We start from the raw sequence: 13,820 nt of genomic DNA on the forward strand, positions 1-13,820 counted from the left end.
AAGGCGCCGTGCGGCGCCTTCGGTAGCGGCTCAGTTGCTGGCGCCCAACAGGTTCAGGGCTTCACCGAGGACTTGCACGGACTGGGCATGGTTGCCTGCCTTGTGCAGCTCTTCGCCCTCGGCGCGGAGTTTCTTGACCTGGGCCAGGGTGGCCGGGTCGCTGGGTGGGCTGGTTTTCAGGATTTCGTCGATCTTGGCCATGTCGGCCGGGCAATGCATGGCCCAGAGTGGGGTGCAGATCAAGGCGGCAGCGAAGAAAGCGAACAGGCGGCGCATGGGGGCTCTCCTGTGGCGGGGTGGGAATTCAGTATAGGAAATCCCACCGCGTGCGCAGGAAAGTCGCTCATGCGCCAAAGGGCCTACGGATGAGTTGTATTACTGGGTAGTGCCGCCACCGTTGGTTTCATTCCCTTCGCCCTGGCGAGTTATCGCCTGCAGAGCTTTCTCGGCATGGCTCGCGCAGGTCTCCAGGTCGCCAGCGGCGCGCGCTTCCTCGGCAGCCTTGCGGTGCTCTTCGACGTTCTCCTTGATCGGGTCGCTGGCTGTCATGGTGGCCATCGTGTCGTCGAGTTTCTGCAGATTGACCGCGCAGAGGTCCTCGGCGAAAGCCGGAGCCGTCAACAGAGTGGCAGTGATCAATAAGATTGTGCGTTTCATGGTGCTCTCCTGGGTAAGGTTGAAACCTGTGGCTGGGATAGGCCGACAGGTCACGCTTACTGGCTGATCATCGGTGCATTCAGCTGTTGCAGGGCGCGATCGGCAATGGCGATGCATTCGGCATAGCGACCGTCGTCCTGGGCTTCTTCGGCCTGGTCCTTGAGATCTTCGACGACGTCTTCGAGGGCGCCGTCGGGATCGAGGCTTTCGATGGCCGCTTCGAGTTGCTCCAGCCGGCTTTCGCACACTTCGCTATCGCTGATGGCGAAGGCCGCCGGACTGGCCAGCAGCGTGGCTGCGATGAGCAAGGCAGCAGGTTGCATGGACACCTCCTCGTTCCGCTCCACCGGTCACACCGGCGGGGTGGAACCTCCTTGGGCCCGTAACGGATGGGCTTAAAAAAATGGACTGCGGCTGGCGGCAAGCGTTTCATTTTTCTGTCGCCAATGTCGGGACAGGAGAGCCGGGCAGGCGAAAAAAAGCCCCGCGAACGGGGCTGAAAAGAGGGTGTCAGGTGGCTTTCGGCCGTGTCACCCGGTCGACCAGGTAGACCAGGCCGTGATAGTCGATGCCGCCATGTTGGCTCAGGCCGATCTCGCAGGTGCGGCTGGTGGAGATGCCTTCTTCGCAGTGCTGCACCGCGTCTTTCAGGCTGCGCAGCGCGTGGCCGTTCAGCTCCGGTGTGGTGAAGCCCTTGTCGCCGGCGAAGCCGCAGCATTGGATGCCTTCCGGGACCACCACGGTCTTGGCGCAGCGCCGGGCGATGTCGATCAGCGCCGGGCCTTCGCCGAGGTGTTGGGTGCTGCAGGTGACGTGGACCGCGATGGGAGCCTCCTGGGGCTCGAACTCCAGGCGATCGAGCAGGAAGGTGCGGATGAAGCGCACCGGGTCGTAGACCTTCAGCCGCTCGTCCGCCAGCTCCTGGACCAGCCGCAGGGTGCAGGGGCTGGTGTCGCAGTAGATCGGGTCGAGCCCGCCACGGCTGGCTTCGAGCAGCGCGTCGAGGGTTTCCCGACGCTTGCGCTCGGCCTGATCGGCGTAGCCCTTGGAGGCGAAGGGTTGGCCGCAGCAGAGGTTGTTCAGGTCATCCGGGAAAACCACTTGGTAGCCGGCCTTTTCCAGTAGGGCGCGGGTCTTGTCGATCAGCGGGACTTGCTCCGCGTCGGTGGCCGACGGGCCCATGGCGCGGGACACGCAGGCGGCCAGGTAGACGACGCGGGGGCGCTGGTCGCCGCTCGGTTTGGGTAGGCGCAGGGTCTGCAGCGGCTGCGGCATCGCTGGCGTCCACTGCGGCAGGCGCTCGCCGGAGGCCTTGCGCAGCGCCGCCGAGGTCTTCGCCAGCAACGGGGCGCCGAGCAGCAGCCGGGCGCCGTTGGCCACATGGAGTATGAAACGTGTGCCTTGTACGGCCGTGGCGAAGTGCCCGGCCAGCCAGTCGGCGGTGCGCGTGTTGTCCGCGTCCAGGCTGCGCAGTTTGCGAACCAGGTCGCCGGTGTTGATGCCCACTGGGCAGCGCTGGGCGCAGAGGCCGGTGGCGGCGCAGGTGTCGATGCCGTGGTAGTGGTAGTCGCGCTCCAGTGCTTCGGTGTCTTCGCCCCGGCGCTTCTTCGCCTGGATATCGCGGTACATGACGATGCGCTGGCGCGGGGTCAGGGTCAGGCCGCGCGAGGGACAGACCGGCTCGCAGAAGCCGCATTCGATGCACTTGTCGACGATGGGATCGGCGGCCGGCAGCGGCTTGAGGTTCTTCAGGTGGATGTCCTTGTCCTCGCTGAGCACTACGTCCGGATTGAGGATGCCGAGCGGATCGAGCAGGTGCTTGATCCGCCACATCAGCCGGTACGCCTCGCTGCCCCATTCCAGCTCGACGAACGGCGCCATGTTGCGCCCGGTGCCATGCTCGGCCTTCAGCGAACCGCCGAACTCCACCGCCACCAGCTGAGCCACGTCCTGCATGAAGGCTTCGTAGCGGGCCACCTGCTCGGGCGAATCGAAGCCCTGGGTGAAGACGAAGTGGAGATTGCCCTCCAGGGCATGGCCGAACAGGATGGCTTCGTCGTAACGGTGCTTCTCGAACAGGCCGATGAGGCGGTTGACGCCCTCGGCCAGTTGCTCGATGGGGAAGGTCACGTCTTCGATGATGACGGTGGTGCCGGTCTGGCGCACGGCGCCGACAGCGGGGAAGGTGTCCTTGCGGATCGCCCACAGGCGGCCGAACTCCACCGGGTCTTCGGTGAAATCGACCTGTTTTTCCACGGGGAAGCTGGCCAGCGCCTCCATGATCCGCGCCTTCTGCTCCTGCAGCAGCGATGCACTGGCGGCGCGGGTTTCGATGAGCAGGGCGCAGGCGTTGCCCGACAGCGCCATCACCCAGTCCGGCATGCCGGGCTTGCCTTGCACCGAGCGCAGACTGCGGCGGTCGAGCAGTTCGACGGCGGAGACTGGCTGGCGCTTGAGCACGCTGACCGCGCGGCAGCAGTTGTCCACGTCGGGGAAGACGATGAAGGCGGTGGCCTTGTACGGGTGGTCCGGCACCGTGTCGTAGGTCACCGAGCTGATAAAGCCGAGGGTGCCTTCGGAGCCGACCATCAGGTGGCAGAGGATGTCCAGCGGCTGGTCGTAATCCACCAGGGCGTTGAGCGACAGGCCGGTGGTGTTCTTCAGCCGGTATTTGTGACGGATGCGCGCGGCCAGGTCGGTGTTGTCGCGGGTCTCCCGGCCCAACTCGGCCAGTTGCGCCAGCAGGTCGGCATGGGTGGCGTGGAAGGCCGCGACGCTGACGGCGTCCTCGGTGTCCAGCACGCTGCCGTCGGCCAGCACTAGGCGCATGCCGGCCAGGGTGTGGTAGCTGTTCTGTGCGGTGCCGCAGCACATGCCGCTGGCGTTGTTGGCGACGATGCCGCCGATCTTGCAGGTGGCGATGGAGGCCGGGTCGGGGCCGATCTTGCGCTTGAACGGCGCCAGCACGGCGTTGGCCTGGGCGCCGATGACGCCCGGTTGCAGGCGGATACGCTCGCCCTGCTGGAGAATTTCGCGACCGTTCCAGTTGTCGCCGAGGACGATCAGCACCGAATCGCTGATCGCCTGGCCGGAAAGGCTGGTGCCGGCGGCACGGAAGGTCACCGGTACACGGTGCCGGCTGGCCGATTGCAGCAGTTGCACGACTTCCTGCTCGGACTCGACACGCACCACCAGCTTGGGGATCAGCCGGTAGAAGCTGGCGTCGGTACCGAAGGCCAGGGTCGAGAGTGGATCGTCGAAGCGCCGCTCGCGGGGGATCAAACGCTCGGCGTCGGTGAGGAAGGCAGCCGGCAGCGGGGAGCGGGCAGGGGGCACGGCAGCGGTCATGCGTCCTCCAGGATCAGCACCACCAGATCTTTCGGGCCGTGGGCACCATAGGCCAGGACCTGCTCGATGTCGGCGGTCTTCGACGGCCCCGAGACCAGCAGGGCGTTGGTCGGCATGCCCTCGGCCCAGCGCTGCTTGCGCTGCACCTCGTAGAAGTTGTCGTGGATTTCGCTGGCTTTGAGCAGGGCGAAATGCACCGGCGGCACCAGGCTCATCAGGCGCGGCTCTTCGCGGGTCGGCCAGAGGATCAGGCTGCCGGTGGCGGCGATGGCGCCCAGGGTGCCGGTGAGGCTGGCAGGCGTGTCGTCGAACAGCTCGGCTTTCCATTCCTCGATGGGGCGGTCATAGGCCTTCAGACGGGGCAGGTCTTCGCGTCCGGCCCAGTGGGCGAGCAGTTTCTGACCGTGGGAGGTATTCGGCGCCATCAGCAGGCTGGGCAACTGGCGGTCGTGCAGCAGTTGCTCCAGCAGGGCCGGCCAGCCGGCAGCGGAGGTCAGGTGGATTTCCGTGTGCACGGCTTCCATCAACTGGCGCAGGCGGGCGATGCGTTGCTCCGGCGCGTAGGTCCACGGCTGGGTCAGCAGGCTTTCGTCGAATTCGTCGGCGATCGGCGTGGTGCCGGCCAGGCTGTTGCGCAGCTTGGCGAGGATGTTGGCTTTGGCGCTCATGGACGGTCCCCCTGTGTTTCACCCAGGTGCTCGCGGGCCAGCTCATGCAGCGAGCGAGCGGCCGGTTTCGGTGCGCTGTGATTCTGTGTCCAGGGCCCGATGTTGGAGGGCGTCAGGCCGCGCAGGCGAGTGGCGAAGAAGCTGAACGTGCGATACAGCGCCGGCGAGGTGTTGAGCAGGCGCCAGCCTTTCCACAACAGGCGTTCGCGGGGCGAGTACTTGCTGCCCTGGCCGCGCATGATGGGGTGTGGATCGTCCGGCGCCTTGATGTTTTCCTCGCGCAGGCGCCGCAGGATCGACGGAATCGGAATCTTCACCGGACAGACTTCCCCGCAGGCGCCGCACAGCGAGGAGGCGCTGGGGTGGTCCGGTACCTTGTCCAGGCCGACCATGTGTGGGGTGATGATCTTGCCGATGGGGCCGGGGTAGACCTCGCCGTAGGTATGGCCGCCGACACGGGTGTACACCGGACAGTGGTTCATGCAGGCGCCGCAGCGGATGCAGTTCAGCGTCTGGCGCAGCTCGCCGTCGGCGAAGGCCTGGCTGCGGCCGTTGTCCAGCAGCACTAGGTGGACTTCCTCGGGGCCGTCCAGCTCGTGCGCCTTGCGCGGCCCGGAGATCATGTTGACGTAGGTGGTGATCGGCTGGCCCAGCGCCGAGCGGGTCAGTAGGGAGAGCAGCGGGACCACGTCGCGCAGGTTTTCCACCACCTTTTCGATGCCGGTCACGGCGATGTGCACTGGCGGCACCGTGGTGGACATGCGGCCGTTGCCTTCGTTTTCCACCAGCAGCAGGGTGCCGGTTTCCGCCACCGCGAAGTTGACCCCGGAGACGCCGATGTCCGCTTCGAAGAATTTCTGCCGCAGGGTACGGCGGCCGATCTGGATAAGCTGGTCGACGTCCTTGGTGTACTCCACGCCGAGTTTGTCGTGGAACAAGGACGCGACCTGACCGGCGTTCTTGTGGATAGCCGGCATGATGATATGGGAAGGCTTCTCGTGGTCGAGCTGGACGATATATTCGCCCATGTCCGACTCCAGGCATTCGATGCCCTGGGCCGCGAGGACATGGTTCATTTCCATCTCTTCGCTGACCATCGATTTGCCCTTGATCACTTGCCGCGCCTCGTGAGCGCGGATGATCGAGAGGACGATGGCGTTCGCCTCGTCCACCGTTTCCGCCCAGTGCACGGTCACACCGTTGCGGGTCAGGTTGGTTTCCAGTCGTTCCAGCAGCTCGGGCAACTTCGACAGCGCCCGGGCGCGGACCCGGTTGCCCAGGGCGCGTAGCCGTTCGCGTTCGTCGGCGTCGCTGAAGGCGGTGGCCCGCTTGGTCATCAGCGAATCCATCGCGGTGCGGAAATTCCGCCGCAGTTGATCGTCGCCCAGCGCCTTGTGGGCCCTGGTCTTGAAATCGTCCTGGATCTGCAGGGTTGGGATGCGCGACAGGTCGTTCACGACACACCTCCGGTGCGTTGCCAGAGGAAACTGGCCAGGTGCTGGCCGCGCAGCGCTTCGTTCTGCTTCTCCAGGGCGCCGTTGATATTCATCAGGCAACCGCAGTCGGCACTGACCACCTGATGGGCACCGGAGCCTTTCAGGGCGCGGGTCTTGTCCAGCACCATGGCGCCGGAAATGTCCGGCATGCGCACGCTGAAGGTACCGCCGAAGCCGCAGCATTCGCTTTCGTGGTCATGCTCGACGCGTTCCACCTGGCTCAATTGGGCGAGCAGGGCGCGGCCGTGCAGGTGTGTGTCCATCTCCCGGCGCGCACTGCATGACGTGTGCAGCGCCACCTTCACTGCCGGGCCGCGGTCGTGGAGTTCGACGCGGCAGACATGCAGGAGGAACTCGGCCAGTTCGTAGGTGCGTTCGGCCAGTGCCTGGACCTGGGCGAGGGTTTCCGGCTCGTCCTTGAACAGCTCGGGGTAATGGTGACGGATCATGCCGGCGCAAGAACCGGAGGGCACCACCAGCGGCCAGTCCTCGGCGAACAGCTTCAACTGGGCCCGCGCCACTTCCCGCGCTTCCTCGGTGTAGCCGGAGGTGTAGGCCGGCTGGCCACAGCAGCTCTGCCCCTGGGGAAAGCTGACGCGGATGCCTTCGCGTTGCAGCAGGCGAATCGCATCCAGGCCGGCGCTGGGGAAGAACAGGTCGATCACGCAGGTCCCGAACAGGTAGACCTGCGCGGGTTTCTGCGTCGGATAGCGACGGGGTTCGGGCAGGGGCGGCGCAACGCGGGTGGCGTTCGGCGCGGCGTTGTAGAACAGCTCGCTCATCGGCTTGGCTCCGGGTGGGCCCGGTTATCCGGGTGGTTCAATACGTCGCCCCGGCCGAAGCCGGGGTGACGTTCACGGTTATCAGTGGCCAACCAGCGGGTCGGTCACGCCCAGCACATAGATCGCGATCAGAGCAACCAGGCCGGTGAAGAACACGTAGTACAGCGTCGGCCATACCGTCTTACGCAGGGTAGTCCCTTCGCGGCCGAGCAGGCCGACCGTCGCGGAGGCGGCTACCACGTTGTGGATGGCGACCATGTTGCCGGCCGCGGCACCGATGGCCTGCACAGCGACGATCAACGCACCGGAGATGCCCAGGCTATGCGCCACACCGTACTGGAACTGGCTGAGCATCATGTTGCTCACGGTGTTCGAACCGGCGATGAAGGCACCCAGCGCACCGACGCTCGGCGCCAGCAGCGGATACACCGAGCCGACGCTGTCGGCCACGTAGCGAGCCATGGCGATGGGCATGCTCGGCAGGTCGGCGGCGTTAACTCCGGAGTTGATCAGGATGCGCACCATCGGCACGGTGAACAGCAGCACGAATCCGGCGCCCAGCAGGACCTTGGTCGATTCGCCGACCGCCGCGCCCAGTTCGCGAACCTTCATGCCATGCAGGAAGAAAGTGGCGAGGACCACCGCGACAAGGATGCCGCCCGGCAGGTAGAGCGGCATGAAGTCGGCCTTGATGCCGGTTTCGCCGAGGATGTCCGGGAACACCACGATCACGGATTTCAATGCGGCGCCCACTTCCGGGAACACGCGGCTGATCACCAGCAGGGCGCCGACCAGCACGTAGGGCAGCCAAGCGCGCAGGGTGCCGATGGGCTTGGCGGTCAGTTCGTCCAGCTTCATCTCGATGCTGCCCAGCCACTCGCTCGGCCACTCCTGGGCAGGTGCGAAATCCCAGGTGTTCTTCGGCACCAAGAAGCCGAAATGCGCGGCGGTGGTGACGATGGCCAGGCCCACTAGGCCGCCCAGCAGGGATGGGAATTCCGGGCCGAGGAACACGCCGGTGGCGACGTAGGGCAGGGTGAACGCCAGACCGGCGAACAGGGCGAACGGGAGGATCTCGAAACCGGCTTTCCAGCTTTTTTCCTTGCCGAAGAAGCGGGTCAGCATCAGCACCATGATCAGCGGCATCACGGTGCCGACGATGGCATGGATGATTGCCACGTTGCTGGTGATCTGCTGCAGGAAGATGTCCCAGCTGGAGCCTTGTGCGGTGAGCTGCGAGCCGAGGGTGGCGGTGTCCAGGCCACTGTTGACGCCGATGATGATCGGCGTGCCGACTGCACCGAAGGAGACCGGCGTGCTCTGCACCAGCATGCCGAGCAGCACGGCGGCCAATGCCGGGAAGCCGATGGCGACCAGCAGCGGCGCGGCGATTGCGGCCGGAGTGCCGAAGCCGGATGCGCCTTCGATGAAGCAACCGAACAGCCAGGCGATGATGATCGCCTGGACGCGGCGGTCCGGGCTGATGGTGGCGAAGCCGGCACGGATCGCGGTGATACCGCCGGAGTGCTTGAGAGTATTCAGCAGCAGGATGGCGCCGAAGATGATCCATAGAACGCCGAGGGTGATCACCAGGCCCTGTACGGTGGAGGCGAGAACCCGGTTGAAACTCATGTCCCACACGTACAGCGCGATGCCGGCGGTGAGCAGGTAGACCAGCGGCATGGCGCGTCGGGCGGGCCAACGCAGGCCGATCAGCAGGACGGCGGCGAGCAGGATGGGCGAAAAGGCGAATAGGGCGAGCAGGCCGGAATGCATGGCAGGCCTCCGGTCAGGCGCGCAGAGAGCGCAGGGAAATTGGACGGGATGAAGCGGCGATAACGGCGGGCATGACCAGCATGTTGGAATACCTCGGCAGCCTTGTTGGAATTGTTGGTCTCGGTATGGGTGTAAATTGGTAATACCAATTTACAAAACGGCTCGGCCAGGGTAAAAGCAGGGCTCCTGTGCTGTCAATTGCCGGGGCTACGACTTTGGTCGCGGTGTCGTCGCTTGTGTGCGTCGATGCTGCCCGATAGGCTTGCCGGCAAAGGGCGCGGCAGAGCGTCTGACAGTGGTCAAACCAGTAAGGGTGGGAATATGGAAGTCGGACAGGTTCGCCAGCGCCGTCTATCGGATGACATCGTCGCGCAGCTGGAAACCATGATCCTCGAGGGCACGCTCAAGGCCGGCGAACGCCTGCCGGCGGAGCGGGTGCTGGCCGAGCAGTTCGGCGTGTCGCGCCCGTCGCTGCGCGAGGCCATCCAGAAGCTCGCCGCCAAGGGGCTGCTGGTCAGCCGGCAGGGTGGCGGCACCTATGTCGCCGAGTCGCTCGGCTCGACGTTCAGTGATCCGTTACTGCATCTGCTGGAGAACAATCCGGAAGCCCAGCGCGATCTTCTCGAGTTCCGCCACACGCTGGAAGGTTCGTGCGCCTACTATGCGGCGTTGCGTGCTACCGAGCTGGACCACCAGCGGCTGCGCGAGGCGTTCGAGGCGTTGCAGGATTGTTATGACCGCCACGGCAAGGTCAGCCGGGCCGAGGAGGGCGCCGCCGATGCGCGCTTCCACTTGGCGATCGCCGAAGCCAGCCATAACGCGGTGCTGCTGCATACCATCCGAGGCTTGTTCGATCTGCTGCGGCGCAACGTGGTGACCAACATCGGTGGCATGTATGCCCAGCGCAGCGAAACCCGCGACATGCTGATGAGTCAGCATCGCGAGCTATACCAGGCGGTCATCGAAGGGCGGGCGGAAGATGCCCGGGCAGTTTCCAACCGGCACATTCACTACGTGCAGGAAGTGCTGGCCGAAGTACGAGAGGAGGCCCAGCGGGTGGCCCGGGCCCAACGCAGGGCTGAATTGGGAGCGGGCAAGCCATGAGGCTTGCCCGCTCCGGCTAAATCGCGCCGCTTTTCTCGCCGCTTGCTGCTTGCCGCTATTCGTCCTTGCCCTTGGTCCGCATGGCGCGCTGGATTTCGCGGTCGGAATCCCGCTCTTTCTCGGTGGCGCGCTTGTCGAACTCTTTCTTGCCCTTGACCAGGGCGATTTCGCACTTGATCAGGTGCTTTTTCCAGTACAGCGACAATGCGACGCAGGCATAGCCTTTCTGCTGCACGGCACCGAACAGTTTGCCCAGTTCGCGCTTGTGCAGCAGCAACTTGCGCGTGCGGGTGGGGTCGGCGATGACGTGGGTGCTGGCGGTCTTCAGCGGCGTGATGTGGCTGCCGAGCAGCCAGGCTTCGCCGTCCTTGAGCAGCACGTAGCTGTCCACCAGTTGCGCCTTGCCGGCGCGCAGGCTCTTGACTTCCCAGCCGGCCAGGGCGAGACCGGCCTCGAACTTCTGTTCGATGAAATAGTCATGCAGCGCTTTTTTGTTCAGCGCGATGGTGCCCTGCGGATGTTTCTTTTGTTTAGCCATAGGGCGCGCATTATAGGCAGTCGCCACGGCGCTGGCGACTGCCGCCGCGTCGTGATTTTCCACCGATTGATGCCAGTCGAGGGCAGGGCTGGAACCCCCATGGCTTGAGAGGCTTCGGCGAATCCCGGACAATGCGCGATCTTTTTTGCACGTGAAACGGGCGCGCACATGGCGAACGACAAGGTTTCCATCCATGGCTCATGGGCCAGCCGCTGGGTCTTCATCCTGGCGGCCACTGGATCGGCAGTAGGCCTGGGCAATATCTGGAAGTTCCCTTACATGACCGGCGTCTACGGCGGCGGAGCTTTCGTCATGATGTACTTGGTGTGCATCGCGCTGGTCGGCATGCCGATCATGCTGGCGGAAACCTTGATCGGCCGACGCGGGCGGCAGAGCCCGGTGAACTCGCTGAAGAGCCTGGCGCTCGACTCCGGCGCCTCGCCACGCTGGTCCTGGGCTGCGCTGATGGGGATGGTCGGTGCCCTGCTGATTCTTTCCTTCTATAGCGTGGTGGCCGGTTGGTCGCTGGATTACATCGTCGGCATGGGGCGCGGGCAGTTCAACGGCATCAGCGCCGAGAACGCCGGCGCCAGTTTCGGCGGCCTGATCGGCGATCCCTGGCGCCTGACCCTCTGGCACACCCTGTTCATGGTGCTGACGGGTTTCGTCATTGCCCGCGGGGTGGTGGCGGGTCTGGAGCGCAGTCTGCGCGTGATGATGCCGTTGCTGTTCGTGCTGTTGCTGATCCTCCTGGGCTACAGCTTCACCACCGGCCATTTCATGGAAGGGTTCCACTTCCTGTTCAGCTTCCAGCCGGAAAAAGTGCTGGACGGTGTACTCGCCGCCATGGGCCATGCCTTCTTCACGCTCAGCGTGGGGGTGGGCTCGATCATGGTGTACGGCTCCTACATGCCGAAGAAGGCATCCATCGGTGCCACCGTGCTGACGGTCGGTATCCTCGATACGCTGGTGGCGCTTACCGCGGGGCTGGCGCTGTTCCCGATCGTCTTCGCCGGCGGCATGGAGCCGGGTGCCGGGCCGGGGCTGATGTTCATCACCCTGCCGGTGGCCTTCGGCAACATCGCATTCGGCCAGGTCATGGGGACGGTGTTCTTCATCCTGGTCATGGTCGCGGCCTGGACGTCGTCGATTTCCATGCTCGAGCCGGCGGTAGCCTACCTGGTGGAACGCACCGGACGGAGTCGGACGCTGATCACGTCTATCCTGGCGCTGTTGTGCTGGCTGGTGGGCATGGGGACGGTGTTCTCCTTCAACATCTGGAGCGAGGCCAAGTTCTTCGTTTTTGCCGTGGACGGCTTCCATCTGTTCCAATGGGGCGCCGAGGGCGGAAAGAATTTCTTTGACAGCATCGACTACCTGACCAGTCGTATCCTGCTGCCGCTGGGCGGCCTCTCCTTCGTGCTCTTCGCCGGCTGGGTGCTTGGGCGCGATGCGGTTCGCGAGGAATTGGCGTTCCGGAGTCCCGTGCTGTTCTCGCTGGTCTACTGGTTGATGCGGGTGGTGGCGCCCATCGGTGTGCTGGTGGTGTTTGTCGCCGAACTGACGAAGTAACCGAGCTATGACGACGCATATCCAACGTTCCGCGCTTCTGCCTTACCCGGCCAGGGCGCTCTATGATCTGGTCAACGACGTGGCGAGCTACCCGGCGTTCCTGCCTTGGTGCTCGGCCAGCGAGGTGCTGGAGTCCAGCGAGACGGAAATGCGTGCGAGCCTGACGGTGGCCAAGGGCGGCCTGAGTCAGTACTTCGTCACCCGCAATATCCTGGAGCCGGGGCAATCCATCGTGATGAACCTGGAAAATGGTCCGTTTTCCCATCTGCACGGTGTCTGGCACTTCAAGGCGCTGACCGAGAAAGCCTGCAAGATCAGCCTGGATCTCTCCTTCGATTACGCCGGGCCGCTGGTCAAGGCCACCCTTGGGCCGCTGTTCAACCAGGCCGCCAATACCCTTGTGGATGCCTTCTGCCAGAGAGCGAAACAACTCTATGGATAATCGGAGCATTGCCGTCGAAGTGGTCTACGCCCTGGCGGACAAACAGAAACTGTTGCGTCTCACCGTGTCTTACGGCACCACGGTCCGCGAAGCGGCGCTACGCTCGGGGCTGGATGCGCATTTCCCCGGCCTGGACCTAGCCAGCAGTCCACTGGGCATTTTCGGCAAGGCCGTGGCCAAGCCGGAGGATCGCGTCTTGGAGGAGGGGGAGCGGGTCGAGATCTATCGTCCGCTGATTGCCGACCCGAAGGAGGTGCGCAAGCAGCGCGCGGCCAAGGCGGCGAAGGCGAAGCAGGAAGAAGGCGGCGAGTGAGTCCCATGAAAAAGCCCGGCGAAAATGCCGGGCTTTTTCATGAGCTCGCGTGGATCACTGGGGATTGGTGTCCAGTGGCTCCGGAGTCGGAACCGGCACGGTCTCGACGTCGTCCACTTCGCGCTGGATCTGTTCCAGCAGAGAGCCCGGCTTGGCTGGTTCTTCGGTCTTGGGCCGCTCGGCTTTCGGTGTGACGGTGGTCTTGCCATCCTGCCCCAGGATCGCTTCGTCGCGGCTGACGCCGGGCATGAAGTCACCGGCGAGGCCAACCAGTTGATCGTTGCCGTCGAAAACCAGACTGACACGCTCCTGCTGACGCTGGCCACCGCCCGGCTGGATACTGTACAGGTAGTCCCAGCGGTTGGCGTGGAAAGTGTCGGTAATCAAGGGGTTGCCCATGATAAACCGCACTTGCCGACGGGTCATTCCAGGCCGCAACTGGTCTATCATGTCCTGCGTCACGACATTGCCCTGCTGAATGTCGATTTTGTAAACCCCGGGGAAAGAACAGCCGGCGAGAGCCAGCAGCCCCGTCAGGCTAAGGCTGGTCAGCAAGAGCTTGGTGTTTTGCATCGGTGGGAGACTTCCACTATCTTGGCTGGGCAACGTAAATTCCGATCATACCTGCATTGAAGGAAGCTGCGAAGCAGCATCCACGAGAAAGCCGACCATGGTTGAAAATAGCGAACTACGCAAAGCTGGCCTGAAAGTGACATTGCCGAGGGTCAAGATCCTGCAGATGCTTGACTCCGCCGATCAGCGTCACATGAGTGCCGAAGATGTCTACAAGGCGCTGATGGAGGCTGGCGAGGATGTCGGTCTGGCCACGGTGTATCGCGTGCTGACCCAGTTCGAGGCCGCCGGCCTCGTCGTTCGCCACAACTTCGACGGTGGCCATGCGGTATTCGAGCTGGCTGACAGCGGTCACCACGATCACATGGTCTGCGTGGATACCGGTGAAGTCATCGAGTTCATGGACTCCGAGATCGAGAAGCGCCAGAAGGAAATCGTCAGGGAGCACGGCTTCGAGCTGGTTGACCACAACTTGGTGCTCTACGTCCGCAAGAAAAAGTGATGTGTAACATGTAAAAAAGGCGACCTTCGGGTCGCCTTTTTTCTTGCGG

15 protein-coding genes are annotated in these 13,820 nt (G+C 64.1%); 5 read left to right on the forward strand and 10 right to left on the reverse strand.

Annotated features, from left to right (window positions below; all coding sequences use genetic code 11):
- Nucleotides 1–30: 30 nt before the first annotated feature.
- The 8 genes from PIN01S_RS17130 to PIN01S_RS17165 all read right to left on the reverse strand — a co-directional run bounded on the left by PIN01S_RS17130 (nt 31) and on the right by PIN01S_RS17165 (nt 8,727).
- On the reverse strand, nt 31–276 hold the full coding sequence (locus PIN01S_RS17130) for a PA2433 domain-containing protein (protein WP_084337164.1): 246 nt from the start codon (nt 274–276) through the stop codon (nt 31–33).
- 99 nt (nt 277–375) lie between these two features.
- Nucleotides 376–657, reverse strand: coding sequence for a PA2433 domain-containing protein (locus PIN01S_RS17135; protein ID WP_084337166.1), 282 nt, complete (start codon nt 655–657; stop codon nt 376–378).
- Nucleotides 658–713: 56 nt separating this feature from the next.
- Complete coding sequence (locus PIN01S_RS17140) at nt 714–980, reverse strand: PA2433 domain-containing protein (protein WP_084337168.1); 267 nt, start codon at nt 978–980, stop codon at nt 714–716.
- 187 nt (nt 981–1,167) lie between these two features.
- Entirely contained in the window at nt 1,168–4,005 is a 2,838-nt protein-coding gene (locus tag PIN01S_RS17145; protein ID WP_084337170.1) for an FAD-binding and (Fe-S)-binding domain-containing protein, read from the reverse strand.
- Nucleotides 4,002–4,673: a LutC/YkgG family protein gene (locus PIN01S_RS17150; protein WP_084337172.1), complete on the reverse strand. Its 672-nt coding sequence runs from the start codon at nt 4,671–4,673 to the stop codon at nt 4,002–4,004. Before PIN01S_RS17150 ends, PIN01S_RS17145 begins: the two co-directional genes overlap by 4 nt.
- Nucleotides 4,670–6,130 (reverse strand): LutB/LldF family L-lactate oxidation iron-sulfur protein, encoded by a 1,461-nt coding sequence (locus tag PIN01S_RS17155; RefSeq protein WP_084337174.1) that lies wholly within the window; start codon nt 6,128–6,130, stop codon nt 4,670–4,672. The genes PIN01S_RS17150 and PIN01S_RS17155 overlap by 4 nt, the downstream gene beginning before the upstream one ends.
- Nucleotides 6,127–6,951, reverse strand: a complete 825-nt coding sequence (locus PIN01S_RS17160; protein ID WP_084337176.1) for a (Fe-S)-binding protein — start codon at nt 6,949–6,951, stop codon at nt 6,127–6,129. Before PIN01S_RS17160 ends, PIN01S_RS17155 begins: the two co-directional genes overlap by 4 nt.
- An 81-nt stretch (nt 6,952–7,032) precedes the next feature.
- Complete coding sequence (locus PIN01S_RS17165; RefSeq protein WP_084337178.1) at nt 7,033–8,727, reverse strand: L-lactate permease; 1,695 nt, start codon at nt 8,725–8,727, stop codon at nt 7,033–7,035.
- Nucleotides 8,728–9,048: 321 nt separating this feature from the next.
- On the opposite strand from PIN01S_RS17165, the gene PIN01S_RS17170 reads away from it, so the two are divergent.
- Nucleotides 9,049–9,831, forward strand: coding sequence for a GntR family transcriptional regulator (locus tag PIN01S_RS17170; RefSeq protein WP_084337180.1), 783 nt, complete (start codon nt 9,049–9,051; stop codon nt 9,829–9,831).
- 55 nt (nt 9,832–9,886) lie between these two features.
- Here the strand turns inward: PIN01S_RS17170 and smpB are convergent, their stop codons facing one another.
- Complete coding sequence (gene smpB / locus PIN01S_RS17175) at nt 9,887–10,369, reverse strand: SsrA-binding protein SmpB (RefSeq protein ID WP_084337182.1); 483 nt, start codon at nt 10,367–10,369, stop codon at nt 9,887–9,889.
- A gap of 168 nt (nt 10,370–10,537) precedes the next feature.
- Here smpB and PIN01S_RS17180 point away from each other — a divergent pair, with 168 nt between their 5' ends.
- Genes PIN01S_RS17180 through PIN01S_RS17190 form a run of 3 tightly spaced genes read left to right on the forward strand, consistent with a single transcriptional unit; the run spans nt 10,538 to nt 12,696 of the window.
- A complete protein-coding gene (locus PIN01S_RS17180) occupies nt 10,538–11,941 on the forward strand; it encodes a sodium-dependent transporter (RefSeq protein ID WP_084337184.1) in 1,404 nt (467 codons plus the stop codon).
- A gap of 7 nt (nt 11,942–11,948) precedes the next feature.
- On the forward strand, nt 11,949–12,383 hold the full coding sequence (locus PIN01S_RS17185) for a type II toxin-antitoxin system RatA family toxin (RefSeq protein WP_084337186.1): 435 nt from the start codon (nt 11,949–11,951) through the stop codon (nt 12,381–12,383).
- Nucleotides 12,376–12,696 carry an RnfH family protein gene (locus PIN01S_RS17190; RefSeq protein ID WP_084337188.1) on the forward strand — a complete coding sequence of 107 codons (321 nt, stop codon included), beginning with the start codon at nt 12,376–12,378 and terminating at the stop codon, nt 12,694–12,696. Before PIN01S_RS17185 ends, PIN01S_RS17190 begins: the two co-directional genes overlap by 8 nt.
- A gap of 54 nt (nt 12,697–12,750) precedes the next feature.
- Here PIN01S_RS17190 and PIN01S_RS17195 read toward each other — a convergent pair whose 3' ends face one another.
- Nucleotides 12,751–13,269 (reverse strand): outer membrane protein assembly factor BamE, encoded by a 519-nt coding sequence (locus PIN01S_RS17195; protein WP_084337190.1) that lies wholly within the window; start codon nt 13,267–13,269, stop codon nt 12,751–12,753.
- Between the two features lie 97 nt (nt 13,270–13,366).
- On the opposite strand from PIN01S_RS17195, the gene fur reads away from it, so the two are divergent.
- Complete coding sequence (gene fur, locus PIN01S_RS17200) at nt 13,367–13,771, forward strand: ferric iron uptake transcriptional regulator (protein ID WP_084337192.1); 405 nt, start codon at nt 13,367–13,369, stop codon at nt 13,769–13,771.
- Nucleotides 13,772–13,820: the final 49 nt, after the last annotated feature.

The organism is Pseudomonas indica NBRC 103045, assembly GCF_002091635.1.
GTDB lineage: Bacteria > Pseudomonadota > Gammaproteobacteria > Pseudomonadales > Pseudomonadaceae > Pseudomonas_M > Pseudomonas_M indica.